This window comes from Amycolatopsis sp. NPDC058986 (genome assembly GCF_042741125.1).
GTDB lineage: Bacteria > Actinomycetota > Actinomycetes > Mycobacteriales > Pseudonocardiaceae > Amycolatopsis.
The window spans coordinates 324933-350220 of record NZ_JBHYJW010000001.1 but is presented as its reverse complement, the minus strand read 5'-3'; the positions used below and the strand labels follow the sequence as shown (position 1 = coordinate 350220).

Annotated in this window: 26 protein-coding genes; 12 read left to right on the top strand and 14 right to left on the bottom strand. The window is 69.9% G+C overall.

The genetic code is table 11. From position 1 onward, the window contains the following. Nucleotides 1-174 precede the first annotated feature (174 nt). Nucleotides 175-714 carry a DUF2599 domain-containing protein gene (locus ACFW0G_RS01585; RefSeq protein WP_378322667.1) on the top strand — a complete coding sequence of 180 codons (540 nt, stop codon included), beginning with the start codon at nucleotides 175-177 and terminating at the stop codon, nucleotides 712-714. A 13-nt stretch (nucleotides 715-727) separates the two neighbouring features. On the opposite strand, the gene ACFW0G_RS01580 is transcribed toward ACFW0G_RS01585, so the two are convergent. Both ACFW0G_RS01580 and ACFW0G_RS01575 read right to left on the bottom strand, forming a co-directional pair. Further along, nucleotides 728-1753, bottom strand: coding sequence for an LLM class F420-dependent oxidoreductase (locus tag ACFW0G_RS01580; protein WP_378322666.1), 1026 nt, complete (start codon nucleotides 1751-1753; stop codon nucleotides 728-730). A gap of 12 nt (nucleotides 1754-1765) precedes the next feature. Next, nucleotides 1766-2692 (bottom strand): oxygenase MpaB family protein, encoded by a 927-nt coding sequence (locus ACFW0G_RS01575; RefSeq protein WP_378322665.1) that lies wholly within the window; start codon nucleotides 2690-2692, stop codon nucleotides 1766-1768. A gap of 91 nt (nucleotides 2693-2783) precedes the next feature. On the opposite strand from ACFW0G_RS01575, the gene ACFW0G_RS01570 reads away from it, so the two are divergent. After that, the gene (locus ACFW0G_RS01570) at nucleotides 2784-3380 is read left to right on the top strand and encodes a TetR/AcrR family transcriptional regulator (protein ID WP_378322664.1); all 597 of its coding nucleotides are present in this window, start codon (nucleotides 2784-2786) and stop codon (nucleotides 3378-3380) included. On the opposite strand, the gene dmpG is transcribed toward ACFW0G_RS01570, so the two are convergent. Next, a complete protein-coding gene (gene dmpG, locus ACFW0G_RS01565) occupies nucleotides 3374-4426 on the bottom strand; it encodes a 4-hydroxy-2-oxovalerate aldolase (RefSeq protein ID WP_378322749.1) in 1053 nt (350 codons plus the stop codon). The two genes, ACFW0G_RS01570 and dmpG, sit on opposite strands and share 7 nt — an antisense overlap. A gap of 65 nt (nucleotides 4427-4491) precedes the next feature. After that, a complete protein-coding gene (locus ACFW0G_RS01560) occupies nucleotides 4492-5391 on the bottom strand; it encodes an acetaldehyde dehydrogenase (acetylating) (protein ID WP_378322663.1) in 900 nt (299 codons plus the stop codon). 41 nt (nucleotides 5392-5432) lie between these two features. On the opposite strand from ACFW0G_RS01560, the gene ACFW0G_RS01555 reads away from it, so the two are divergent. The 4 genes from ACFW0G_RS01555 (at nucleotide 5433) to ACFW0G_RS01540 (ending at nucleotide 8180) form a co-directional block, all read left to right on the top strand. Continuing rightward, nucleotides 5433-6179 carry an IclR family transcriptional regulator gene (locus tag ACFW0G_RS01555; RefSeq protein WP_378322662.1) on the top strand — a complete coding sequence of 249 codons (747 nt, stop codon included), beginning with the start codon at nucleotides 5433-5435 and terminating at the stop codon, nucleotides 6177-6179. Nucleotides 6180-6492: 313 nt separating this feature from the next. Further along, on the top strand, nucleotides 6493-7005 hold the full coding sequence (locus tag ACFW0G_RS01550) for a DUF6879 family protein (protein ID WP_378322661.1): 513 nt from the start codon (nucleotides 6493-6495) through the stop codon (nucleotides 7003-7005). Then, nucleotides 6992-7843, top strand: coding sequence for a helix-turn-helix domain-containing protein (locus ACFW0G_RS01545; protein ID WP_378322660.1), 852 nt, complete (start codon nucleotides 6992-6994; stop codon nucleotides 7841-7843). Before ACFW0G_RS01550 ends, ACFW0G_RS01545 begins: the two co-directional genes overlap by 14 nt. A 70-nt stretch (nucleotides 7844-7913) precedes the next feature. Further along, nucleotides 7914-8180, top strand: coding sequence for a hypothetical protein (locus tag ACFW0G_RS01540; protein WP_378322659.1), 267 nt, complete (start codon nucleotides 7914-7916; stop codon nucleotides 8178-8180). A 23-nt stretch (nucleotides 8181-8203) separates the two neighbouring features. Here the strand turns inward: ACFW0G_RS01540 and ACFW0G_RS01535 are convergent, their stop codons facing one another. The 5 genes from ACFW0G_RS01535 to ACFW0G_RS01515 all read right to left on the bottom strand — a co-directional run bounded on the left by ACFW0G_RS01535 (nucleotide 8204) and on the right by ACFW0G_RS01515 (nucleotide 12606). Continuing rightward, nucleotides 8204-9358, bottom strand: coding sequence for an LLM class flavin-dependent oxidoreductase (locus ACFW0G_RS01535; protein WP_378322658.1), 1155 nt, complete (start codon nucleotides 9356-9358; stop codon nucleotides 8204-8206). Then, nucleotides 9355-10377 (bottom strand): ABC transporter substrate-binding protein, encoded by a 1023-nt coding sequence (locus ACFW0G_RS01530; protein WP_378322657.1) that lies wholly within the window; start codon nucleotides 10375-10377, stop codon nucleotides 9355-9357. The genes ACFW0G_RS01535 and ACFW0G_RS01530 overlap by 4 nt, the downstream gene beginning before the upstream one ends. Continuing rightward, on the bottom strand, nucleotides 10364-11080 hold the full coding sequence (locus tag ACFW0G_RS01525) for an ABC transporter ATP-binding protein (RefSeq protein WP_378322656.1): 717 nt from the start codon (nucleotides 11078-11080) through the stop codon (nucleotides 10364-10366). The genes ACFW0G_RS01530 and ACFW0G_RS01525 overlap by 14 nt, the downstream gene beginning before the upstream one ends. Beyond that, entirely contained in the window at nucleotides 11065-11886 is an 822-nt protein-coding gene (locus ACFW0G_RS01520; RefSeq protein ID WP_378322655.1) for an ABC transporter permease, read from the bottom strand. Before ACFW0G_RS01520 ends, ACFW0G_RS01525 begins: the two co-directional genes overlap by 16 nt. Nucleotides 11887-12141: 255 nt before the next feature. After that, nucleotides 12142-12606, bottom strand: coding sequence for a MarR family winged helix-turn-helix transcriptional regulator (locus ACFW0G_RS01515; RefSeq protein ID WP_378322654.1), 465 nt, complete (start codon nucleotides 12604-12606; stop codon nucleotides 12142-12144). A gap of 54 nt (nucleotides 12607-12660) precedes the next feature. On the opposite strand from ACFW0G_RS01515, the gene ACFW0G_RS01510 reads away from it, so the two are divergent. Beyond that, nucleotides 12661-13881, top strand: coding sequence for a multidrug effflux MFS transporter (locus ACFW0G_RS01510; RefSeq protein ID WP_378322653.1), 1221 nt, complete (start codon nucleotides 12661-12663; stop codon nucleotides 13879-13881). A gap of 3 nt (nucleotides 13882-13884) precedes the next feature. Beyond that, a complete protein-coding gene (locus ACFW0G_RS01505) occupies nucleotides 13885-14865 on the top strand; it encodes an amidohydrolase family protein (RefSeq protein WP_378322652.1) in 981 nt (326 codons plus the stop codon). Nucleotides 14866-14877: 12 nt separating this feature from the next. Here the strand turns inward: ACFW0G_RS01505 and ACFW0G_RS01500 are convergent, their stop codons facing one another. The 3 genes from ACFW0G_RS01500 to ACFW0G_RS01490 form a co-directional block, all read right to left on the bottom strand. Further along, a complete protein-coding gene (locus tag ACFW0G_RS01500; RefSeq protein ID WP_378322651.1) occupies nucleotides 14878-15588 on the bottom strand; it encodes an MBL fold metallo-hydrolase in 711 nt (236 codons plus the stop codon). A 9-nt stretch (nucleotides 15589-15597) separates the two neighbouring features. Beyond that, entirely contained in the window at nucleotides 15598-16716 is a 1119-nt protein-coding gene (locus tag ACFW0G_RS01495; protein WP_378322650.1) for a hypothetical protein, read from the bottom strand. Between the two features lie 204 nt (nucleotides 16717-16920). Next, entirely contained in the window at nucleotides 16921-17448 is a 528-nt protein-coding gene (locus tag ACFW0G_RS01490) for a DinB family protein (protein WP_378322649.1), read from the bottom strand. 44 nt (nucleotides 17449-17492) lie between these two features. Between ACFW0G_RS01490 and ACFW0G_RS01485 the strand changes: the two genes are divergently transcribed. Continuing rightward, entirely contained in the window at nucleotides 17493-18359 is an 867-nt protein-coding gene (locus ACFW0G_RS01485) for a hypothetical protein (RefSeq protein ID WP_378322648.1), read from the top strand. Here the strand turns inward: ACFW0G_RS01485 and ACFW0G_RS01480 are convergent. Together ACFW0G_RS01480 and ACFW0G_RS01475 are read right to left on the bottom strand one after the other, a co-directional pair. Further along, entirely contained in the window at nucleotides 18356-19351 is a 996-nt protein-coding gene (locus ACFW0G_RS01480) for a FecCD family ABC transporter permease (protein ID WP_378322748.1), read from the bottom strand. The two genes, ACFW0G_RS01485 and ACFW0G_RS01480, sit on opposite strands and share 4 nt — an antisense overlap. A gap of 56 nt (nucleotides 19352-19407) precedes the next feature. After that, entirely contained in the window at nucleotides 19408-20460 is a 1053-nt protein-coding gene (locus ACFW0G_RS01475) for a FecCD family ABC transporter permease (RefSeq protein ID WP_378322647.1), read from the bottom strand. Between the two features lie 127 nt (nucleotides 20461-20587). Here ACFW0G_RS01475 and ACFW0G_RS01470 point away from each other — a divergent pair, with 127 nt between their 5' ends. The 3 genes from ACFW0G_RS01470 (at nucleotide 20588) to ACFW0G_RS01460 (ending at nucleotide 25193) form a co-directional block, all read left to right on the top strand. Further along, the gene (locus tag ACFW0G_RS01470) at nucleotides 20588-22273 is read left to right on the top strand and encodes an ABC transporter ATP-binding protein (protein ID WP_378322646.1); all 1686 of its coding nucleotides are present in this window, start codon (nucleotides 20588-20590) and stop codon (nucleotides 22271-22273) included. Between the two features lie 14 nt (nucleotides 22274-22287). Beyond that, nucleotides 22288-24033 carry an ABC transporter ATP-binding protein gene (locus ACFW0G_RS01465; RefSeq protein ID WP_378322747.1) on the top strand — a complete coding sequence of 582 codons (1746 nt, stop codon included), beginning with the start codon at nucleotides 22288-22290 and terminating at the stop codon, nucleotides 24031-24033. Between the two features lie 86 nt (nucleotides 24034-24119). Continuing rightward, on the top strand, nucleotides 24120-25193 hold the full coding sequence (locus ACFW0G_RS01460) for an iron-siderophore ABC transporter substrate-binding protein (RefSeq protein WP_378322645.1): 1074 nt from the start codon (nucleotides 24120-24122) through the stop codon (nucleotides 25191-25193). Nucleotides 25194-25288: the final 95 nt, after the last annotated feature.

Genomic DNA, 25288 nt, shown 5'->3' with positions numbered 1-25288 from the left:
GAACGTTCCCGGCGAACGATTCAGTACTGGATCTCTGCCCGCACCGGGTAGTGGTCGGGAGGAATCGTGCCACCGTCGTGATGCGCGGGCCGTACCGGGCCGATTTCGGCGAGTACGCCATGCGGTGCCGCCGCCTGTGCCAGGGTGGATCTTCCGGCATCGAGGAGGAATCGGATGAGATCCCCGAGAACGACCCGGGTGTGCGTGGCCGCCCTGCTGTGCGCCACCGCCGCGCTCGCGACCGCGGGCACCGCCAGCGCCGCCCCTGTGTCCTGCGGGACACCCGCACCCTGTCGGGCGCATGAGCAGCGCTCCGCGAAGTTTTATGCCCATGCCCCCTCCACCACGTCGCCCGACGACGTCCGCACGGCGGGTGTCGTCCCCGTCGGCCCGGCCACCGCGCTGCGGACGGCGACCGGTCAGGCGATCGTCGACCACACCGAATGGCTCCCGGACCCGAAGGGGCCGCGCCTCGCGGTCTTCCCGACCGAGTACGGACGCCGCCAGGCCCCGGCGAGCGAACGGCTCAACGCCTGGAACGAGGTCGTGAAGCTCGCGCCGGCCGCGAACCACACCAACATGCGCGACCAGTTCCTGTGCCACTACGACTTCGCCCGCATCTCCGAACCGGACAAGCCGAGCTGGAACCTCGAGCAGTGGCGCCCGGACGTCGGCTACACGCGGACCGTGCTCGCCCGCTGCAATCCCACCTGAGCCGGGTTCAGGCTCACGTGAGCGCGGCGGCGACCTTCGCCAGCGTGTCGGCGTCGCCGCGCAACAGCAGCGTGGTCACCACGGTTTCCTCCCACCGCGCCAGCTCCTCGCGGACCTTCGCCACCGGCCCGATCAGGGACGTGTCCTCGACCAGCGACGTCGGAATCGCCGCCGTCGCCTCGTCCTTGCGCCCGGCCAGGTAGAGCTCCTGGACCTTGTCCGCGACGTCCGCGTAGCCCATGCGGGCGAACACGTCATGGTGGAAGTTGACGCTCTTCGCGCCCATTCCGCCGATGTACAACGCGAGCGAGGGCTTGATCCAGCTCGCCGCTTCCTCGACGTCGTCGTGCACCAGCACCGGCACCGAGGCCGCGACCTCGAAGTCGTCGAAGGAATGCCGTGCGTTCGGCCGGGCGAAGCCTTCCTGTAAGGCGCCACGGTAGAAAGCATCGCTCTTGGGCGAGAAGAAAAGCGGGAGCCAGCCGTCGCAGATTTCGGCCGCCAGCGCGACGTTCTTCGGCCCCTCGGCGGCGAGGTAGATCGGGATCTCGGTGCGCAGCGGATGGACCGTCGGCTTCAGCGCCTTGCCCAGCCCGGTCCCGCCCTTGAGTGGCAACTGGAAGAACTCGCCGTCGTGCGTCACCGGCTCCTGCCGCGCGACGACCTTGCGGACGATGTCGACGTACTCGCGGGTGCGCGCCAGCGGTTTCGGGTACGCCTGGCCGTACCAGCCCTCGACCACCTGCGGGCCGGACGCGCCGAGCCCGAGGATGAACCGGCCGCCCGACAGGTGATCCAGCGTCAGCGCGGACATCGCCGTCGCCGTCGGGGTGCGCGCGGACATCTGGACGATGTTGGTGCCGAGCTTGATCCGGCTCGTCGACGCGCCCCACCAGGCGAGCGGGGTGAACGCGTCGGAGCCGTAGCCCTCGGCCGTCCACACCGAGTCGAAGCCCAGCTCCTCGGCGCGCTTCACGGCGTCGAGCGCGCCCGGCGGCGGCCCTGCCGACCAGTACCCGAGGTGATAGCCCAGCTTCATCCGTCCTCCAGATCAGACGTTCGGTGAGTAGTGCTCCGGTTTTCCGCGTTCGGAAAGCGGCGGCAGGTTCCTTCGTGGAGTCTCGGCCACCGGCGCGTCCGGCGCCAGCTCCCCGCGTTCCCGCCGCCAGCCCGCGCGGGCACGCGGGTGGTAACGGCGATCGTGCGGGACGAACTTGAACAGCGTGTTCACGACCCGCCCGAACCGCCGGAACCAGCGTTCGTCGGCCGCCGACCAGGTGAAGCCCAGCAGTTCGCGGACTTCGGGCTCGTACATGCCGACGGTCAGCCGGACGAAATCACGAGCGACGACGACTCGCACTCGGCGCCACACGAAGTCCGGCAGCCACGGCAGGAACGGAGGTTTCGCGATCTCGCCGATTTCCAGCACGTCGCGGGTGGCCTTGTTGTCCTCCAGCACCTCGGCGCACATGTGCTTCCAGTACAGCTGGAAGTCCTCCCAGCTCTCCGGGACCGGGCGCATGCTCATGTCGTACATCCGGTACCACTGGACGTGCTCGTCGAACAGCCGCCGCTTCTCGACGTCGCCGATGCCGCCCATGAAGTGGTCCGCGATGTGGATCGTGCTCATGAAGAACGTCGCGTGTGCCCAGTAGAACGTCTCCGGGTCGAGCGCGTGGTAGCGGCGGCCCTTCGCGTCCACGCCCTTGATGCGGTCGTGGTAACCCCGCACTTCGAGCGCGGTCCGATGCGCGTTCGGGCCGTCGAACACGACGCCGCCGATCGGGTACAGCGAACGGAAGAGCCGCTGCCAGCGCTCCTCGAAGAACCGCGAGTGCTGCTCGACGCCGGCGCCGAGCCCCGGGTGCATGTTCTGCATCGACCCCGCCCAGAGCCCGATCAGCAGCCCGCGCCAGTCACCGAAGTACTTCCAGGTGAGCGAATCCGGTCCCAGCGGTATCGGTTCTTCCCGTGTCATCGTCCGCTCCTCGTCGAGTCGTCCAACTGACCACACCTGTTGTCACGCTAGAATGTGACAACGCTTGTAGTCAACCGAGGAGTAGGTGGACATGCCGGGGCGGACCTGGGCCGGGACGACGCTCGACGACCGCAAGGCCGTGCGCCGCGGGCAACTGGTCGAAGCGGGTCTGGACCTGCTCGGCACCGAGGGCAGCATCGCGGTCAGTGTCCGCGCGGTCTGCCGTCACGCGAAACTCACCGAGCGGTACTTCTACGAGAGCTTTTCCGACCGCGAGGAACTCGTCGCCGCCGTGTACGAGCACGTCGGCGAGCAAGCCCGTCAGGTGCTGGTCGACGCCGTCCGTGACGCGCCCAGCGCGGCCGAACGCGCCGAGAACGCGGTGAAGGCGTTCGTCGAGCTGATCGTCGACGATCCCCGCAAGGGCCGCGTTCTGCTGCTCGCTCCGCTCACCGACCCGGCACTGACCCAGCGCGGACTGCACCTGCTGCCCGCCTTCGCCGCGCTCGTCGGCGAGCAGCTCTCGCGCGGCGACGAGACCGAACGGCGGCTGGTGTCGATCGGCCTCGTCGGCGCGCTGAGCAACGTCTTCATCGCCTACCTCGACGGAACGCTCCAGGTGTCCCGGGAGCGGCTCGTCGCGCACTGCGTGCGGCTGGTGCTGGGCGCCGACGACCTGACTCACTGAGCCGCCTTTTCGCCCTTTTCGGCCTTCTCTGCAACCAGCCGCAGCGCGATGTCGATGATCATGTCCTCCTGTCCCCCGACGTACCGTTCCGCGCCGACGCGGTAGAGGATTTCGTGCGCCGGAACGCCGTAGCGCTCGGCGGCGCGTTCGGCGTGCAGCAGGAAACTGGAGTACACCCCGGCGAAGCCCTGCACGATCGAGGAACGGTCCATCACCGGCAGCCGCGTCAGGTACTTCTTCACGACGTTTTCGGCGGCGTCCATCAGCACGTCCTTGTCGACGCCGGTGGTGATGCCGAGCCGTTCGAACGTCGCCGCGAGGACCTCGGTCGGCGAATTGCCCGCGCCGGCACCGAGTGCCGCCAGCGAGCCGTCGATCTGCCGTGCGCCCGCGCGGCAGGCGAGCACCGAATTGGCCACGCCGAAGCTGAGGTTCTGGTGCCCGTGGTAGCCGACCTGCGCCTGGTCGCCCAGTTCGGCGACCAGCGCCTCGACCCGGACCGAAGCGTCCTCGAGGATCAACGCGCCCGCGGAGTCCACAATGTATACACACTCGCAGCCGGCGTCGGCCATGATCCGTGCTTGCTTCGCCAGATCGTCCGGTGTGGACATATGCGAGAGCATCAGGAATCCGACGGTTTCGAGGCCGAGCGCGCGTGCCGCGCCGAAGTGCTGTTCGGAAACATCCGCCTCGGTGCAGTGGGTCGCGATCCGGACCGCGCCGGCACCGAGATCGGCCGCCACCTTCAGGTCCTCGACCGTGCCAAGGCCCGGGAGCAGCAGCACGGCGATCTTCGCCCGGCGCGCCTCGTCCACGGCGGCGGCGATCAGCTCGCGTTCGTCCACAAGGGAGAATCCGTAGTTGAAGGTCGAGCCGCCGAGCCCGTCGCCGTGGGTCACCTCGATCAGCGACACGCCCGCGTCGTCCAGTGCCCGCACGGTGTCGCGCACCTGCCGTTCGGTGAACTGGTGCGCCATCGCGTGACTGCCGTCGCGCAGTGTCGTGTCGACCAGCCGGACCTCACGTTCGACGTCGTCCCACTTCACGCCCGGCTCCTTGCGGGACACCCGCACCCGGTCGGCGTCATGAGCAGAGCTTCGCGATTGTGTGCTCATGCCGCCTCCACCTCCTGCGCCAGCAGTTCCCCGGCCCGCGCGGCGGCGGCCGTCATGATGTCCAGGTTCCCGGCGTAGCGCGGGAGATAGTCGCCGTTGCCCGCGACTTCGAGGAAGACCCCGACCCTCGCCAGGCCCTTCCACTCCGGGCGCGGGGCGTCGAACTGCGGTTCGGCCTTGAGCGTGTAGCCCGGCACGTACTGCTGGACGTCCTTGACCATCCGCTGGATCGAGTCGGTGATCGCGGCGACGTCGGCGTCCGGGTCGATCGCGCAGAAGACCGTGTCCCGCATGATCATCGGCGGTTCGACCGGGTTGATGATGATGATCGCCTTGCCCTTCACCGCGCCGCCGACCTCCTCGATGCCGCGGGCGGTCGTCACGGTGAACTCGTCGATGTTCGCGCGGGTGCCCGGTCCCGCCGAGCGCGACGACACCGACGCGACGATCTCCGCGTACGGCACCGGCGTCACCCGGGAAACGGCGTGCACGATGGGGATCGTGGCCTGTCCCCCGCAGGTGATCATGTTGACGTTGGGCACGTCGAGCTGCTCCGGGGTCGCGACCGCCGGGCACACGAACGGCCCGACCGCCGCCGGCGTCAGATCCACCGCCCGGATACCCGCCGCCGCGAAGCGCGGCGCGTTCGCGAGATGCGCTTTCGCCGACGTGGCCTCGAAAACCAGCTCGGGCAGCTCGTCACGTTCCAGCAGCCAATCGACGCCCTCCGCGGACGTCTCCAGGCCCAGATTCGCCGCTTTCGCCAGCCCGTCCGACGCCGGATCGACGCCGACCATGTACCGGACCTCGATCCGCTCGCTGCGGCGCAGTTTCGCGAGCAGGTCCGTGCCGATGTTGCCGGGGCCGACGATCGCGGCCACCACCTTGCGTCCCATGCCTGGTGACGGTCCTCGCCAGGGTGGTCCATACTCAACCCATGCGTACCACTGGGCGGAACGGCGATGGCCTCGTCGCGGACCGATTCGCCGCGCTGCTCGGCGCCTTCCGGCCCGGCGACGACACGCTCGGCGTGTCCGAGCTGGCGCGGCGGACCGGGCTGGCGAAGACGACCGTGCACCGGCTGACCGGGCACCTCGTCGACACCGGGCTGCTCGAACGCGAGGGCACGGCGGTGCGGCTCGGCCTGCGGCTGTTCGAGATCGGCCAGCTCGCCGTCCGGCGCCGCGGGCTCGTCGAGGCGGCCCGGCCGTATCTCGCCGACCTCCGCGAGGCGACGCGCAACACCGTCCACCTCGCGGTGCTCGAAGGCACCGAGGTCGTCTACCTCGACATCGTGCGCGGACCCGACGCGCCATCGCTGCCGTCGCGGATCGGCGGCCGGTTCCCCGCCCACGCCACCGGGGTGGGCAAGGCGATCCTGGCGCACGCGCCGGAGTCCGTCGTCGCCGCGGTGATCGACGCGGGACTGCCGCGCGTCAGCACCCGCACGATCACCGCACCCGGGCTGCTGCGACGTCAGCTCACCCGCATCCGTGAAGAGGGAATCGCGTTCGAGCGCGAGGAATCCGGCGTCGGCGTCGTCTGCGCGGCGAGTCCCCTAGTGGACGCGCACGGCACGGCCGTCGCCGCGGTGTCGATCTCCGGCTGGGCCAACCGGATGCGGACCGAACGGGTCGCCCCGGCGGTCCGCACAGTCGCGCTGGCCCTGTCCCGCGCGTTGTGAGCCCGTCGCCTACCCAGTGACGAGATCATGCAAGACCGTGACTAGCTGTCCCACTCAGCATGTCGGATGTGCTATTCAAGTAACCATGAAACTACGCAAGGTGGCCGGTGACTGCGACGACGGCACCTGCCCCGCAGTACATGTATCCGACCGGGGAACGCTTGTCTTCCAAGGAAACGCCGTTTCGGCCGCCGACGGACTCACGCTTGGCCCTGATGAGCAAGCTGTCGAGCTGGAGCCTTGGCTTCTCCGGGAGGCTTTGACCACCCTCGGGGGTAGGTTCGGACTGCCCACTGGCCTAGGGAGTCTCTGAGTGCTGCTTGACGGGGAAAGCTTCGCAAGTCATCTACGCGGCTATGAACACTCCGCGTGGCGGCTGGAAACACAGCCGGTCTACACCATGCCTAGAGAACAGGACAGCTTGAAACAGTTCATGGCCGGGGGATCCCGGCCTGAAGGACACAACTCCGGATGGCACGAGACCGTGCGCGGCCTGACACAGGCGGGGAAGTCCATCGGACGCGTGCGGACCATCCGAAAGCCACTCACCGACTACCAGCGCTATCAACTCGCGTGGGGCATTCCCGGCAATGTCGAAGCGGGCGAAGACATCCGCATTCTCGATCTGTCCGAGAACGACCTAGGCCTGCCTCAACAGGATTTCTGGCTGTTCGACGACTCGATCGTCGTGCACCTCAACTTCAATCCGGATGGAACCCTGCTCACCATCGAACAGCTCGACGACCCCGACCTTCCGACTTACCTCGCATGGCGTGAAACGGCCCTGACGCACGCTGTGCCGTACGCCGAGTATGACCGAACTTGATCAGCCCGACCCGGGGCTAGCTGACGCATTGAAGCGGCTTCGCAAGGCAGCCAACCTTTCCGGTGAGCGGCTGGCTGTCCGCTGCGCGATGTCTCAGTCGAAGATCAGCCGCATCGAGCGCGGCCGAATCTTGCCGACAGTGGTGGATGTCGAGCGCATCCTCAAGGCGCTTGACGTACCGGCCGAGACAGGCCGGGAACTGGTCACACTTGCCCGCCGGGCGAACGTGCAACACACGTCGTGGCGCGCGGTTGCCGAATTGGGACTATGGCGCAAGCAGGCCGAGTTGAAGGCCCTCGCAGAATCATCCTCGGTCGTCCGACAGTTCCTTCCAGCCACACCGAGCGGTCTTATCCAAACCGAGGAATACGCGAGGACAGCGCTCACGCCCACCGTGGGGGGCAGACCTGCCCGGAATGTCGAGCGGGCCGTGAGAGCCCGTATGGAGAGCCAACAAGCGCTACAGGACGAATCCCGTACATTCCACTTTCTACTCACCGAGCAAGCCATACGATGGGGACGCGCCAGCCCGGATGTGATCGCACGGCAGTGCGCTCACATGGCCGAGGTGTCCCAGCGACCGAACGTGCACCTTGCCGTACTCCCGTGGACAGCGACCAAGGTCGCCATGCCTTCGCCGTTGAACGTGTTCGTCGTGTACGACGACCGTCTGGTGACCGCCGAACTTTTCTCCGGCGAGGTTGTACTGCGTGATCCACGAGACGTATCCTATCATCTGAATCTCTTCGAGCACTTCCACAAGAAAGCACTTACAGGAAGCAACGGTACCCTTTTTCTCCGGCAAGTCGAGAGCGAATTAATGCGCAAGCGCGGGTAAACAACAAAAAATATTCGAGACGGCGACTTGAACTCGCGTTTCAGATAGAAGATTCCGTACCGTTTCCGACGTGATGAAGTGGGCACCTGTCAACCGGGACACCTACCGTGTGAAATCGGACGGCCGGACCTGGCTGCTTCGGTCGACGCCTCAAGCGAAGTACCCATGGTTGCTGCACACATCGCCCGGCGAGTCGGACTACGAGGAGACCCCGGTCGGATCGCCGGAGGTCGAAACCGCACAACGGCAGGCCGAATTGTGGCTATCGCTGCGGTATCTCGACGAACTCTCCCATAAACTCGGCGCGCGGGGATATGAAGAAAGCCCCAGCCCATGAAGGTGGGAATTTTCCGCCTCGCGTCAGAGCGCGGCGACGTTGCGTTCCGGGTGGGCTGATCGCAGGGCCGGGACATCGGCGAGCAGGCCGCGCCGCGCCAGTTCGGGACGGACGCCCTCCCCGAACCAGTACGCCTCCTCCAGGTGCGGGTAGCCGGACAGGACGAACTCGTCGACTCCGACCGAGTGATATTCCTCGATGAGGTCGGCGACTTCGGCGTGGCTGCCGACGAGCGCCGTGCCGGCACCGCCGCGTACCAGGCCGACCCCTGCCCACAGGTTCGGGTGGATCTCCAGGCCGCGCACCCCGGCGTCGAGGCGGCCGCCGTGCAGCGCGACCATCCGCTGCTGGCCGATCGACTCGCTCGCCGCCAGCTGGCTCTGCGCCTTCGCGACCTGCTCCGGGCTCAACGCGTCGAGGAGTTTCTGCGCCTCCGCCCACGCTTCGGCCGACGTATCGCGCGAGATCGTGTGCAAACGAACGCCGAAGCGCAGTGTCCTGCCGTGTTCCGCCGCGAGCTCCCTGACCTTGGCGATCTTCTCGGCCACCTGCGCGGGCGGTTCACCCCAGGTCAGGTAGACGTCGACGTGCCGCGCGGCAACCGGGAGCGCGGCAGGCGAGGAACCGCCGAAATACAGGGGCGGCAAGGGATCCGGCACCGCCAGGGTAGTCGCGCCCTCGACCTTCAGATGCTCGCCGGAGAAGTCGAACGGCTTGCCCGACCACACCCCGCGCACGATCGACAGGAACTCGTCGGTGCGGGCGTAGCGCTGGTCGTGGTCGTGCCAGTCGCCGAAGCGGCGCTGTTCGACGGCGTCGCCGCCGGTGACGATGTTGAGCAGCGTCCGGCCGCCCGACAGCCGCTGGAACGTCCCGGCCATCTGCGCGGCCAGCGTCGGCGAGATGACGCCCGGCCGGAACGCGACCAGGAACTTCAGCCGTTCGGTCTCCCGGATCAACGCGGCCGTGGTCAGCCAGGCGTCCTCACACCACGTGCCGGTGGGCGTCAGCACACCTTCGAAGCCCTGGCGCTCGGCCGCGCGGGCGACCTGGGCGAGGTAGCCGATGTCCGGGTCCCGCTGCGCGACCGGTCCGGCGGACTTGTTGGCGTGGAAGCGTTCCACGATCGTCCGGCCGTCCCCGCTGGTGGGCAGGAACCAGTGCAGCGTGACGCTCATCCGTTGCTCCTCACGGCTTCCAGCTCGGGCCCGTATCGCCGGTCCACAAAGGACGCGAAGTCCACCTTGCCCGGCAGGGTCCTGTCCTCGCCGAACGCGTCGGCGAGCTGTTGTTCCGCCTTCACCACCGTGTCGTCGAGCGGGGTGGGCAGGTCCCGGCCCGCGTCGACCGACTTCTGCGCGACGTCGAGCCGCAACCCGGTCCCCTGTGCCCACGCCTTCGCCCATTCCGCGCGGTGCGTGTCCGCCCATTTCTGCGCCTTGACCACGCGGATCAGATAGTCCTTGATCGCGGCGTTCTTGCCGGCGTCGCCGAGCGCGGCCGTGCTCGCGGCCTGGAAGCTCAGCCCGTTCGAGCTGCCCCGGCCGTCGGCGATCGCCCGGCCGCCCGCGTCGAGCTGAGCCTGCGCGGTGTACGGATCCCAGATCGCCCAGGCGTCGATGCGGTGCTGCGTGAACGCTGCGTAGGCCTCCGACGGCTGCAGGAAGGACAGCTGGACATCCTTTGTGGACAGTCCAGCCTTCCGCAAGGTGTTGAGGATCTGGCCGTGTGCCGAACTGCCCTTGGCAACGCCGATCGTCCTGCCCCGCAGCGAAGCGACGTCCTTGACCGGCGAGTCGGGCGGCACGAGCAGCGCCTCGCGTTCGACGTTGCTGGTGGCGACACTCACCACGGCGATCTTCGCCTTGGCCGCGGCGGCGAAGATCGGCGGCGTGTTGCCGACGCGGCCGAGGTCGATCGCGCCCGCCGACGCCGCTTCGAGCAGCGGCGGTCCCGAGGTGAACGTCGACCATTCGATCTTGTACGGGACATCGCCAAGGAGGTTCGCCGCGGTGAGCAGTGCCTGCACCCCGCCCTTCTGATCGCCCACCTTGAGCGTCACCTTCGCCAGGTCCGCCGCGGAGACCGGGCCGGGAACCGCGGCCTTCCCGGTCGAGCCTTCCGACGCGCCGCAGGCGGTCAGCGCACCGAGGGCCAGTACGGACACGGCCGCGGTGATCGTCCTACGCCAGCGCATTTTCGGTCACTCCCAGGTCTTCGAGCACCCGCGCGCGGACCTCGACGTGATCGGTGAGCGCCCGCGGCCGGGGGCGGCCGAGGGCGTGTTCGGAGACGATCCGGCCCTCCCCGAGGACCAGGATCCGGTCGGCGAGCAGCAGTGCCTCGTCGACGTCGTGGGTCACCAGCAGGACGGCCGGTTCGTGGCGCCGCCACAGGTCTTCGACCAGGCGGTGCATGGCGATCCGCGTCAGCGCGTCGAGCGCGCCGAACGGTTCGTCGAGCAGCAGCAGGTCGGGTTCCCGCACGAGCGCGCGGGCGAGCGACACCCGCTGCGCCTCGCCCCCGGACAACGTCAGCGGCCAGTCGTCCGCGTGCGCGCCGAGCTGGACCTCCGCCAGCGCGCGTTCGGCGAGCGCGCGGTCGCGGGCCTGACTGACACCGTCCTGGCGCAGCCCCAGTACGACGTTGCGCCACACCCGCCGCCACGGCAGCAACCTCGGCTGCTGGAACGCGACGGACACCGTGCCCTCGACGTCGGCGGTGCCCTCGACGTCGCCGTCGAGCCCTGCCAGCACCTTCAGCAAGGTGGACTTTCCGGAACCGCTGCGGCCGAGCAGCGCGACGAACTCGCCGCGGCCGATCGTCAATTCGAGTCCATTGAGGACGGTCCGGTCACCGAACCGCTTGGTCAGCCCCGAAACCGTCACCGGGCGCGCCATCGCAACGCCCTCCTTTCCAAGAGCCGGACCAGTGCGTCGGTGACCAGCCCGAGGAGCGCGTAGACGATGAGACCGACGACCACGACGTCGGTGCGCAGGAAGTCCCTCGCGTTGTTGATGAGGTAGCCGACTCCGGCGTCCGCGTTCACCGTCTCGCCGACGATCAGCGCCAGCCACGCCAGTCCCAGCGACTGCCGCAGCCCGACCAGCGCCTGCGGCAGCGCTCCCGGCAGCACGACGTGCCAAAGTCGTTCCGGCCGGCTGAAACCCAGCGCGCGGGTGGCCTCGACGAGCCGTTCGTCGGTGGTGCGGATTCCCGAGTGGACATTGAGGTACAGCGGGAACGCGACACCGAGCGCGACGAGGAAGATCTTCGTCTGCTCGCCGATGCCGAACCACAGGATGAACAGCGGGATCAGGCCGAGGAACGGCAGGGTCCGCAGCATCTGCACCGGCGGGTCGACCAGCGCCTCGCCCCAGCGGGACAGCCCGGCGAGGACGCCGAGCGCGATCCCGGCGACGGCGCCGAGCGCGAACCCCGCGCCCACCCTGCCGATCGACACCGCGAACGCCGTGCCCAGCTCCCCGCTGCGGACGACCTCGCCCGCGGCTTTCAGCACCGTCCACGGTGAGCTGAGCTTGTCCGGCGAAAGGATCCCGGTGGCACTCGCGATCTGCCAGATCGCGAGGAGCGCCAGCGGGCTGATCCAGCGGCGCAGGTTGGGCAGCCGCCACCGTCTGCGGCGCGGCGGTGCCTCGGGCACGGCCGGTTCGGCGCGCGCGAGCACGCCCGTGGAAAAGGACACGGATTTCTCCGGACTTCGTTCAGGGGAAGGGGAAACTGGCCGGCGAACGCCGGGGCGCGAATCAGCCTGCCGGACAGACCGCGCTCGCCTGCTGCCGGAGATCGACGTGCAGACGGGCAACCAGGAGCGCGCCGCGGTTCATGGTCCCGAGCATCGTCGCGCCCGCGGCACCGAGTCAACCAGTGGACCGCGCGTCCCGGGATGTGAACGAATCCGCAGGAACGGTTGCACGGCGGACTCCCCGCGGGTTGGCCGTCAGGGCTGGGTGCCCCGGCGGGCTCGCGCGCCGAGTCCGGTTTCGACGCGGCGCAGGATCGCGTTCACGGCCTCGATCTCCTGGGGATCGGACACGATCCCGTCGAGCAGGCCGCTCCAGATTTCCCGGAGCTGCCGCAGGTTCTCCCGCGCCCGCGCGGTGGGGTACAGCCGAACCCGCCTGCCGTCGCGCTGATCGACGTCGCGGCGCACGAGGCCCTTCTTCTCCAGGCTCCGCACCGCCCTGCTGAAGTTGCTGGAGATCAGCTGGGTCGCCTCCGCCGCCGCACCGGCCGACGTGCCCGGGTTCCGGTCGATGAACCGCATCACCGCGCTCTCCAGCGGCGTCCACGATTCGGCCGCGAACTCCTTGGCAGCGTTCTCCTTGGCAGCGTGGATTTGCCGCCCGACCGCCAGGATCAGGTCGGCGAGCTCGAACAGCCGTGACGTTTGCGCTTCATCCACTCCGTGATGCTATCTTTGCTGTCAATTGATAGCTATCACTCGATAGGAGATTCGGTGACCAGCTCGCCCCGAAGCACCATCACCGTCCCGCTCCTGCTCACGCTCGCGCTGCTGGCCAGCGTCGCGCCGTTCGGGATCGACCTCTACCTGTCCGCGTTCCCGCGCATGGCCGCCGACCTCCGCACAAGCGACACGGCCATCCAGCTGACCCTCACGATGTTCCTGCTCGGGCTCGCCGCGGGTCAGCTCGTCTTCGGGCCGGTGTCCGACCGGTTCGGACGGCGAGGGCCGCTGCTCGCCGGTTCGGTGCTGTTCGTCGCCGCGAGTGTCCTCGCCGCCTTTTCGCCCACGATCGGCATCCTCCTGGCCGCCCGCCTCGTACAGGGACTGAGCGCCGCGGCGGGCATGGTCATCGGCCGCGCGATCATCGCCGACCTCGAAACCGGCCGCGCCGCCGCTCGAGCCTTCAGCCTGATGATGATCGTCAGTGGTGTCGCCCCGGTGGTCGCTCCGCTGCTGGGCAGTCTTCTGGTCGATCACGTCCGGTGGCGCGGAGTCCTCGCCGTCCTGGCGGGGCTGGCCGTGGCCATGCTCACCGGGTCCGCGGTGATCGTGCGCGAAAGCCTGCCGCGTGGGAAAAGAGGAACGGTCCGGGGCGGCGGATTCCGCCTGTTGCGCCGCCGCGCCTACGTGTCCACCACGGCCACCTTCGTCTTTTCGTTCGCCGTCCTGATGGCCTACATCTCGGCGTCACCCTTCCTGTACCAGACCGTCATCGGGGTGAGCGCTGTCAGCTATGGCCTGCTGTTCGCGCTCAACGCGCTCGGCCTGGTACTGAGCAGCGCGGGAGCATCGCGGCTTCTGCGTCGCGGCGAACCGCGGCGCATCCTCGTCATCGGCGTCCTCTGGCTTCTCATCGCTTCACTCGCGTTGCTCGCCCTCGCACTGCTGCCCGTCAGCGCCGTTTGGCTGCCCGTCCCGATCTTCTTCGCGGTGTCGGCATTGGGGTTCATCCTCGGTCCTGCCACGGCGATCGCCCTCGACGCGGTTCCCGGAGCCGCCGGCACCGGATCGGCGGTCCTCGGCGCGGCCCAGTTCGGGCTCGCCGCCCTCGTTTCCCCGCTCGTCAGCCTGGGCGACAGCCATTCCGCCGTCCCCATGGCGATCACCATCGCCGCGCTCGCCGTAGTCGCGGCGCTCTCGCACGCGGCCTTCCCCGGGCGTTCCCCGCGGGAAAGCCACTACCCAGTCGTCCCAGCCACCAACGAAGGGTGAACCATGACTCTCATCGCCATCGAAGAACACTGGATCCTGCCGGAACTGACGTCCGCCCTCACCGCGTTACCGCCCGAGGTCCGCGACGAAAGCCTCGCCTTCAACGAAATGGGCGACCATCAGCAGCGGCTGGAGGATCTGGGCGCCGGCCGCATCGCGACCATGGACGCGCAGGGCATCGACGTGTCGATCCTCGCGCTGACACCACCGGGCACCCAGCCGCTGCCGCCCCACGAGGCACTGCGGTTGAGCCGCGCCGCCAACGACACGGCCGCGGCGGCCGTGCGCGAAAACCCGTCCCGGTTCCGCGCACTGTCCACCTTGCCCTTGTCCGCACCTCAGGACGTCGCGGGCGAGCTGGAACGAGCCGCCGGACTCGGCCACGTGGGCACCATGGTTTACGGCCGTTCGGGCGACCGCTTCCTCGACGACCCCGTCTACGACGACTTCTTCGCGGCCGCCGCGGAACTCGGCCAACCGGTGTTCATCCATCCTCAACTACCGTCGCGTGCCGTGCGCGACGCGTCCTACCGCGGCTTCGACCCGACGACCGATCTCGCCCTCGCCACCTTCGGCTGGGGATGGCATCTGGACGCCGGGACCGCGGCGTTGCGGCTGATTCTGCGCGGCACGTTCGACCGGCATCCGGATCTCCAGGTCGTGCTCGGCCATTGGGGCGAAATGCTGCTGTTCTGGCTGGACCGCGCCGACAGCCTTTCCCGCGTCGCCGGTTTGCGGCGCAAGGTCTCGGACTACCTCCGGTCGAACTTCTTCATCACCGCGTCCGGCATGCTCAACCCGGCGCTCCTGCACCACGCCTTGTCGGTGACCTCGGCCGACCGGCTGATCTTCTCGACCGACTATCCCTTCCAGCATCCGTCCAAAGAGGACATCGACGCCCTCCTCGGGCACTTCTCGTCCGATGTGGACCGTCAGAAGTTCGCCTCGGGCAACGCGGCGGCGTTGTACGGTCTCGACAGCTGAGAAGAAACCGCGTCAGCCGCCGAAGAGCTGGTGCCACTCCTGCAACGAGCGCGGCCGGAAGACGAAGTTCGTCGACTTGACCTCCGACAGCGCTGCCGACGGCGCGGGCGAGTACTGGTGCCCGGGATGGACCACCGGGTCCCCCGGCAGCCCGGCCAGCCACTGGAGGCTGCGGAAGATCGCGTCCGCGTCGCCGCCGGGGAAGTCCGTGCGGCCGCAGCCCTCGAGGAACAGCGTGTCCCCCGAGACGAGCTTGTCCTCGACCAGGAAGCATTGGCTGCCCGGTGTGTGCCCGGGAGTGTGCAGCAGCCGGATCGGGATCGCTCCGACCTCGAGGACGTCGTCGTGGTCGTGGGTGCGCAGGTCGGTGCCGGACACGCCGGTGACCCTGCGCACCCACTCCGACTCCGCGCCGTTGACGTGGATCGGGACCTGCTCGATCGCCAGCAGCTCGGCGATACCGGGCAGCGAGAACCCCATCATCTCGCCGCCGACGTGGTCGGGATGATGGTGCGTCGCGAGCACGCCGGTGAGCCGCATGCCGTCGGCGGCGAGCACGTCCAGCAGATCGCGCACGGCGTACGCGGGGTCGACGACCACCGCGTCGCCGGTCTCGCGATCGCCGATCAGGTAGGCGAAGTTGACCATCTGGGTCGCCACCGGGTCGCCGACCGCGAAGTCACGGCCCGCGAGCAACTGCCGGAAGTACAGCCGATCTGCCATGGGCCCACCCTAGGACCCGCCCGCCGCCCACTGCGCGACGGTGCCCCGGTGCAGCGCGGCGTACACCCGATCCCGCAGCACGTTGGCCTCGTGATCGGACAACGTCGCGCCGAGCGGCCGCAGCACGATCCGGACGAGCAGGTTCTTCTGCACCGGGCTCGCGCCGAGCCGCGCCACCGCCCGCGCCGGCAGCTCGGCATACGGCGTCTCCGCGAGGATGTCCACCGATTCGACGCTGTCGGCGTCCTGCCCCAGCGCGTCGCGGACGCGGTCGCCGAGATCTTCGGCGAGGTCGTCGGCGTCCACGGCGATGGAGAGGTCGCGGCGCACCGGCGGCATCGCCGACACCGGCCGGTACGGCTCGAGGTCGCCCAGCTGGGCAGCCACGCCCGCTTCGGCCGAGCGCAGCAGCCGGATGTCCGGAACGCCCTTGAGCAGCATGAGCATCCGGTCCAGTCCCATGCCGAGTGCCAGCCCCGACCAGGCGCCGTCCAGCCCGGCCTTGGCGAGGACCCCGGGATGGGCGACGCCGGATTCGGCGACTTCGACCCATTCGCCGTGGTGCTCGACGTCGACCTGGACGCCGCCGAGGGTGTACGGATGACGGCGGGGTTCCCGGCGGTCGGGTTTGCCGGGCACGAGCGCGGCCAGCAGCGCGGTGATCATCCCGTGCAGCGCGGTGCCGTCCATCGGCGCGCCCCGGGTGATCCGCCACAGGTCGAGCTGGTGCGGAGTGCCGGTGTGCAGGCGGTCGATGCTGTCGCGGCGGTACACGACGCCGGGGCACACGAGCAGGACATCGTCGACCGGCTCCGCGGCGAGCGAGCGCAGCGCGGCGGGGATCAGCGCGCTGGAATGGCTGCGCAGCATGTGGTGCTCGTCGACGTAGCGGGTGTAGCGCGCGTCGCGGGTGACGTCGGCGGGGTCGTAGCCGAGGTTGTCGTAGTTGTCCTCGACGGTGACGATCCGGTCGCCGCGACACCAGCGGATCTCGCAGTCCCACAACGCCGCCAACGCATTGACGGCGCGTTCGACGACGAGTTGGAGTGCGTGCGGGCCTGCCGTGGGATCGCTGAGATCGCGTACGGCGAGGTCGCGGGCCAGCTGGGCGGAACTGAGGATGGACATGACAAAGCCTCCTGAGCGGAACGGGATCGGGTGGGACTTCTCCCCCTTGACCCCGGAGCGCTCGGCGAGGCGGGTCAGCGCGCGTGTGGTGGCACCGGTTCCCCGCGGCGCCCGATGGGGGCCAGGGGGCCGGTAAATCGGCGGGTTTCCGCTACGACGGCCACGCGTTCAGCATACCGGCTGGCGCCACCGGAAGGCGCGCGGTTATTCACCGGTCTCGCCGTCGGCCAGCTCCCGCAGAACGTCCAGATGCCCGACGTGCCGGGCCGTTTCCTGGACGACGTGGGCGAGGATCCAGCGCACCGTGAACTCGTCCGGCGAGCGCCGTGCCCGGTCCCCCGCGCCGAGCCCGGCCGTGGACGTGGCGGCGTGCGCCCATTCCGCGCGATAGGCCCCGACGACCGACACCGGGTCGTCGTCGCCCGTGAGGTCCCAGCTCGGATCCGGCGAACCCGCCCACAACGACGGCAGGTCCGCGCCGCCGGCCTCGATCGACAGCCACCACCGCTCCATCGCCGTGAGGTGCTTGAGCACCCCCAGCGCGCTCATCCGTGGCGATGTCGTCAGCGGGGTCGCCGCGGCCTGTGCGCGGCTCAGCCCGGCGACCTTGTTCACCGCGGTGGCGCGCAGGAAGGCCAGGAACTCCCACTGCAGGCGCAGTTCGTCGTCCGCGATGTTCGCCGGCCACGACCGGCCGACCGGCTCCGCGATCCTCGAACGCTCGTTCGACATGACGCGTACCCTACAGCGAGCAACGCGACCTCTAGGCTGGGCTCATGTGGTGGGGACTGCTCTGCGCCTTGGGCGCCGCGTGCGCGTACGGCGTCGCTTCGGTGATGCAGGCGGTGGCCGCCCGCGCCGCCGACAACGGCGGTGACGACCGCGCCGGGGTCGATCCGCGGCTGCTGGTGCGGGTGCTCGGCCAGTGGCGGTTCGTGGTGGGTGTCGGTCTCGACGTCCTCGGTTTCGTCGCCCAGATCGCCGCGTTGCACGTCCTGCCGCTGTTCGTGGTGCAGGCCGCGCTCGCGGCCAGCCTCGCGGTGACCGCCGTCGCGGCGCGGGTGCTCGGCATCCGGCTCGGCGGCCGGGAATGGGCCGCCGTCGGCCTCGTCTGCGCCGGGCTCGCGCTCCTCGGGACGTCGGCGGAGAGCGAGGGGTCGGATCCGGTCGGGCTCGGGTTCCGGCTCGTGCTGATCGGCGCCGTCGTGGTGCTCGGGATCGGCGGGTTCGTCGCCGGGAAGGCGGGACGCCGGGTGCGGACGCCCGCGCTCGGGCTGGTGGCGGGCCTGTGCTTCGGCGCCGTCGCGATAGCGGGCCGGGTCATCCCGAGCCTCGCCCCGCTCGACCTGCTCACCGACCCCGCGACCTACACGGTGGTGGTCGCCGGGCCGATGGCGATGCTGTTCTACGCGACCGCACTGCAACGCGGGAGCGTCACGACCTCGACCGCGATGATGGTCCTCGGCGAGACGGTCTTCCCTTCGCTGATCGGGATTTTCGCACTCGGCGACCGGACGCGGCCGGGCTTCGCGATCGTCGCCGTCGCCGGGTTCGTCCTCGCCGTGGCGGCCGCGCTGGCGCTGGCCCGGTTCGGCGAGCCCGCCCCCGTCGAGTCCGAAGTGGACACTCCGGCTCGCACTTAGCCGCGGTTGCGGCGCCATTCGTGGCTGAGCAGCCAGATCAGGTACAGCCCGCCGATCCCGCCGGTCACGATCCCGACCGGCAGGCCTTCCTCCCCGAACACGCGCTGCGTGACCAGATCACTGCCGACCAGCAGCAGCGCTCCCAGCAACGCGGCCGAACCGAGCGCCGGCCGGGCCGAGCGCGCCAGCCGTTTCGCCAGCTGCGGCGCCGCCAGCGCGAGGAACGTGATCGGCCCGGCGGCCGCGGTGGCCACCGACGCCAGCCCGATGCTCACCGCGATCAGCACGATCCGGCTCCGCTCCACCGGGACGCCGAGCCCCTTCGCGGAGTCGTCGCCCATCTCCAGCAACGCGAGCCGCCTGCCGTAGCCGAACGCGAGGGGCAGCAGGATCGCGACGGCGATCAGCATCGGGACGACGTGTTCCCAGCCGCGTCCGTTGAGCCCGCCGACGAGCCAGGCCTGCGCCGACACCGCGTCCGGCACCGACGCGCGGGTGATCAGGTACTTGTTCGCCGCCACGAGCATCGCCGAGACACCGATCCCGACGAGGATCAGCCGGAAGCCCTGCACCCCGCGCCGCGCCGCGAGCAGGCCGACGACCAATGCCGTGAGAAGCCCGCCCGCCAGCGCGCCCGCCGCGATCTCCAGCATCCCGCCGTGCGCCAGCACGATCACCAGCAGCGCGCCGGAGGCCGACCCCTCGGTGAACCCGATGACGTCCGGGCTGCCGAGCGAATTCCCGGTCAGGCTCTGCAGGATCGCGCCGCTGACGCCGAGCGCCGCGCCGACCAGCAAGCCGGTCAGCAGCCGGGGAAGCCGCAGCGTCGTCACGATGAACTCGGTGCCGGCGTCGCCGAAGCCGAAAAGTGTCTTCACGACGTCGCCGACCGACACCGGGTAATCACCGGTGGTCAGGCTGATCGCGCTCACGACGAGCACCGCCACCAGCAGGACGGCGCCGGCGATCAGCGCACGCGGGGTCACCCGCATCGACACCGAGCCGCCCGGGGTACGCAGCACGCGGCCTTGCCGCTCCTTCACCACGTTCACAGCCGGGCCAGCTTCCGGCGGCGGCAGAGGGCGACGAAAACGGGCGCACCGAGGAACGCCGTCACGATGCCGACCTGGAGTTCCTGTGGCGGGTTGACGATCCGGCCCAGGACGTCCGCGCCGATGAGCAGGATCGGGGACAGCAGCATCGAATACGGCAGCACCCAGCGTTGATCGGGACCGACGAGAATGCGGACCGCCTGAGGCACCGCCAACCCGATGAACGCGATCGGCCCGATCGCCGCCGTCGAAGCGCCACACAGCAGGGTCACCGCGATCGCGCCGAGCACCCGCGTCCGGCCGATGTGCGCGCCGAGTGCCTTGCCCGTCTGCTCCCCCAGTGCCAGGACATTGAGCGGGCGGGCGAGGAACAACGCGAGCACGATCCCGACACCGATGAACGGCGAGAGCTGCGCCAGCACGTCCCAGCGGCGGCCGGACAGCGAACCGACGTCCCAGAACCGGAACTGGTTGAACGTCTTCGGGTCGATCAGCAGGATCGCGTTGATGTAGGCGATCAGCACCGCGCTCATCGCCGCGCCCGACATCACGAGCCGGTCCGGGGTCGCGCCGCCGCGGCCCGCCGCGCCCAGCACATAGACCGCGACCGCCGCGACCGCCGCGCCGAGGAAGGCGAACCAGACATACCCGAGCACACCGGTCACCCCGGCGAAGGCGATGGCCGAGACGACCGCGGCCGCGGCGCCGTTGCTGACCCCGAGCAGCCCGGGATCGGCGAGCGGATTACGGGTCAGCGCCTGCATCACCGCGCCCGCCAGCCCGAGCGCGGCCCCGACGAGCGCGCCGAGCAGGGTCCGCGGGATGCGCTGGTCATGGATGATGATCGCGTCGGCGGAGCCGTCGTTGTGCCACAGGACCGACCAGGTGTCGGTGAACGGGATCCCCTTCGAGCCGACCCACACGCTCAGCAGGAACACCAGCCCCAGCGCGGCGAGCGCCACCAGCAGCCCGGCGGAGCGGAAGGTCCGGCCCCGCGCTCCCGGTGGACTGCCCTCGTGAACCGGCGGACTCGCCGTCGTCGCTGTCACGAAACCTCCGGGCTCGGGGAACTGAGGCGAGGCTAACCGAACGCCCGGACGGGGGACAACGAGGGCCCGCACTTAGACTAGCCTTACCTATCCCGCGACCCAGCCCCTGAGCGATACGGAGGTGCCGGTGACGGCAGCGAGCATCACCGGCCGGGACGTGCTGCGGCGCGCGATCGCCGGCCAGCGACGTCCGATCGTGTTCGCCTCCGTGCTGGCCGCGGGACACCAGGCGGGCGAAGCGCTGGTGCCGGTCGTCATCGGTGTCGTGATCGACCAGGCCGTCGCCGGCGGCTCGGGCTGGGTCCTCCTCGGCTGGCTCGCCGTCCTCGGCGCCGTGTTCGCCGGATTGTCCAATTGCTACCGCTTCGGCGCGCGAGCCGCGGAGCGCGCCGCCGAACGGAGCGCGCACGACCTCCGTATCGAGGTCAGCCGCCGCGTGCTGCACCCTCGCGGTGGCGCCGAAACCGGGAACCTCGCCGGGGAACTCGTCAGCATCGGGACCTCGGACGCCCGGCGGGTCGGCGTCGTCGACGCGATCATCCCGTTCGGCGTCGCTGCGTTGTCCGGGTTGCTCGTCAGCGCGGTCATGCTGCTGCGGATGTCGGTCCCGCTCGGCTTGCTCGTCCTGCTCGGCACGCCGCCGATCCTGGTGCTGGCGCACCTGATCGGCAAACCCCTCGAACGGCGCAGCGAGGCCGAACAGGAACGGTCCGCGCACGCCTCCGGCGTCGCCACCGACCTCGTCGCCGGATTGCGGGTGCTCAAGGGCATCGGCGCCGAACCGGCCGCGATCGAACGCTACCGCCGCACGAGCCGCTCCTCGCTGCTGGCGACGTTGCGCGCGGCGCGGGCGCAGGCCTGGCACAACGGCGCGTTGCTCGCGCTGACCGGGATCTTCATCGCGGTGGTCGCGCTGGTCGGCGGGAAGCTCGCGCTCGACGGCCACATCAGCGTCGGCGACCTCGTCGCGGCTGTCGGTCTCGCGCAGTACCTCATCACCCCGTTCTCCGTGTTCGCCGAGGTCAACTCGGATCTGGCGCAGGGCCGGGCTTCGGCGGGCCGGATCGCGGCCGTGCTTTCCGCGCCGCACGCCGTCGACGGCGGCTCGGCCGCGCTGCCGTCTCCGGCGACCGGCCATGTCCGGCTTTCCGCCGTCTCCCACGGAGAACTGCGCGAGATCGACCTCGAAGCGCGGCCCGGCGAGTTGCTCGGAGTCGTCGCCGCCGATCCCGGGGACGCCACCGCGCTGCTCGACTGCCTGAGCCGGACTGCCGATCCGGCGTCCGGCTCGGTACTGGTCGACGCGGCCCCACTGTCCACAGTGGACCCCGAACGACTCAGAGAGGTAGTGCTGGTCGCGGCCCACGACGCGGATCTCTTCGCCGGAACGCTGGCGGAGAACGTCCGGGCGGGCGGCGTTCGTACCGCCGAGGCGATGACTGCCGCGGCGGCCGACGAGGTCGCTTCGGCGCTCCCCTCGGGAGTCGCGACGGCGGTGTCCGAACGCGGACGTTCGCTGTCCGGCGGGCAACGGCAGCGGGTCGCGCTCGCGAGGGCACTCGCCGCGGACGCGCCGGTGCTCGTGCTGCACGATCCGACAACGGCGGTGGACACCGTCACGGAGGCACGCATCGCCGAGGGGCTGACCCGGTTGCGTCGCGGCCGCACCACCATCCTGGTGGCCACCAGCCCCGCACTGCTGGCCGCGACCGACCGCGTCGTCCTGCTCGACGGCGGCCGCGTCACCGGCGAGGGCACGCACACCGGCCTGGTCGCCGAACGGGCCGACTACCGGGCGGTGGTGCTCTCGTGACCTCTCCATCCACAGTGGACAACCAGCTGCTGCCGACCGCCTCCGGGCAGCGGATCCGTGTCGTCCTCGGCGAACTTCTCGGCCGCGCAAGGTTCCTGGCCGCCGGATCGTTCGCCCTGCTCGTCGGAGCGACGGCGATCGGCCTGCTCACCGCGCCGCTGCTCGGCCGGATCGTCGACATCGTGTCCGGGCACCGCACGGCGGCCGAACTCGTGACCCCGGTGGTGGCGCTGGCGCTCGTCGCGGTCGCGCAGGCGATCGCGACGGCGCTGGGCATGTCGCTGGTGTCCCGGCTCGGCGAGACGATGCTGGCCGAACTGCGCGAACGCTTCGTGCAGCGCGCGCTGCACCTGCCGCTGGAGCAGGTCGAACGCGCCGGGTCCGGCGATCTCACGGCCCGTGTCACCAACGACGTCTCCGTGGTCGCCGACGCCGTCCGCAAGGCGCTGCCGCAGCTCGCGCGGTCCGTGCTGACGATCGTGCTGACGCTGGTCGCGCTCGCCGTGCTGGACTGGCGGTTCCTGATCGCGGCGCTGATCGCCGCACCGATCCAGCTGCACACCGTCCGCTGGTACGTCCGGCGGGCGAAGCCGGTCTACGCCGCCCAGCGCGAGGCGGTCGGCGCGCAGCAGCAACAGCTGCTCGACACCATCGGCGGCGCACCGACCGTCCGCGCGTTCCGGCTCGCCGGCGCTCACATCGACCGGGTGCGGGATCGCTCGGACGCCGCCGTCGGCCTCGCGCTGCGCGGCGTCCGCCTGATGACGCGGTTCTTCTCCCGCCTCAACCTCGCTGAGTTCGTCGGCCTGTCCGCGATTCTCGCGACCGGGTTCCTGCTGGTCGGCGCGGGCACGGCGACGGTCGGTGTCGCCTCGGCGGCCGCGCTGTACTTCCACAGCCTGTTCAATCCGATCAACGTCGCGCTCGCGCTCGTCGACGACGCGCAGTCGGCGGCGGCGAGCCTGGCACGGATCATCGGCGTCGCCGATCTGCCCGCCACGACCGAACCGGAACGACCCGCACGGCCGATCGACGCCTCGGTCAAGACCGTCTCCCTTGGACACTCCTATGTGGACGGACATCCAGTGCTGCGGGACGTCGACCTCGATGTGGCGCCCGGGGAACGGGTCGCGCTCGTCGGGGCGAGCGGTGCCGGGAAGACGACGCTGGCCAAGCTCGTCGCCGGAATCCACCGGCCGGGCACGGGTTCGGTGTCGATCGGCGGTGTCGAACTCGGCTCGGGGAACGCGGCCCGCCGCGCGGTGGCGCTGATCAGCCAGGAGGTGCACGTCTTCAGCGGGCCACTCGCCGAGGATCTGCGCCTTGCCAAACCCGGAGCCACCGACGCCGAGTTGCGGACGGCGCTGGACGTCGTGGGGGCACTCGGCTGGGCCGAGGCGCTCCCCGACGGCCTCGACACCGTCGTCGGCGAGGGCGGCCACCAGCTCACGGTGACCCAGGCGCAGCAGCTCGCCTTGGTACGGCTCGTGCTGGCCGATCCCCCGGTGGCGATCCTCGACGAGGCCACCGCCGAAGCGGGCAGCGCGGGCGCGAAAACCCTCGAAGCCGCCGCGGCGGCGGCACTGGCCGGACGAACCGGGCTCGTCGTGGCGCATCGGCTCACCCAGGCCGCCGCGTCGGATCGGATCGTCGTGCTCGACGCGGGAGCCGTCGTCGAGACGGGGACACACGACGAACTGGTCGCCGCCGGAGGCCGGTACGCGACGCTGTGGGCGGCTTGGTCCGGACAGCGGACGTGACCCGCGCCGTGTTCCTTGCGTCCACCGACCTCGTGGATTTAGGTTAGGCAAACCTGATTAATCGAGTTTCGACCGAAGGACCACCCATGGCCCGAATCTCCCTGCTGTCCCCCCGGCGCCGCCGCGCCCGTGTGGTGGGGGCGCTCGCCTCAGCCGTGCTGCTCGCCGGCGCGCTCACCGCGTGCGGCTCCGGTTCGGACGCGAAGACGTCCGGCACGCAGAACACCGGAGCCGATCCGAACGCGTTCCCGGTGAGCATCGACCACAAGTACGGCAAGACGACCATCGAGAAGGCGCCGCAGCGGGTCGTCACGGTCGGGCTGACCGAGCAGGACGCGCTGCTGGCCCTCGGCGTCGTCCCGGTCGGCACGACCGAGTGGAACGGGAACTACCCGGGCGCGATCGGGCCGTGGGCGAAGGACAAGCTGGGTGACAAGCCGCTGCCGACCGTGCTGCAGGACAAGGACGGCCCGCAGTTCGAGAAGATCGCCGCGCTCAAGCCGGACGTGATCCTGGCGCTGTACTCGGGCCTCACGCAGGAGCAGTACAACACGCTGTCGAAGATCGCCCCGGTGGTCGCGCAGCCCAAGGAGTACAACGACTTCGGCATCCCGTGGCAGGAGGAGACCGAGAAGGTCGGGGCCGTCGTCGGCAAGGCGAAGGAGGCCAAGCAGCTCGTCACCGACGTCGACGCGAAGTTCGCGAAGGCCAAGCAGGAGCACCCGGAGTTCGCCGGGAAGACCGCGCTGATGGCGACGATCTACGAGGGCTATTTCGTCTTCGGCAGCCAGGACCCGCGCTCGCGCGTCCTGACGTCGCTGGGCTTCAAGCTCCCGGACAACCTCGACCAGACCATCGGCGACAAGTTCGGCGCGAACATCAGCGCCGAGCGCACCGACCTGCTCAACGTCGACGCGCTCGTCTGGATCGTCGACAGCGTCGCGAACGGCCAGGGCACCCTCGGCAAGGACAAGCTGTACTCACAGCTCAAGGTGGCCAAGGAAAAGCGCGAGGTCCTCGTCGAAGACGGCAGCACCTACGGCCGCTCGATCACCTTCGTCTCCCCGCTGAGCCTGCCCTACGAGCTGGACCGTCTCGTCCCCCAGCTCACCACCGCCGTCGACGGCAACCCCGCCACCGAGGTCAAACCCGCCGGCTGACCCGGCGATCTCGCGTGATCAGACGGAGAACTCGCGTGATTGGACGGAGATCTCGCCCGATCACGCGAGTTCTCCGTCCAATCACGTGAGTTCGC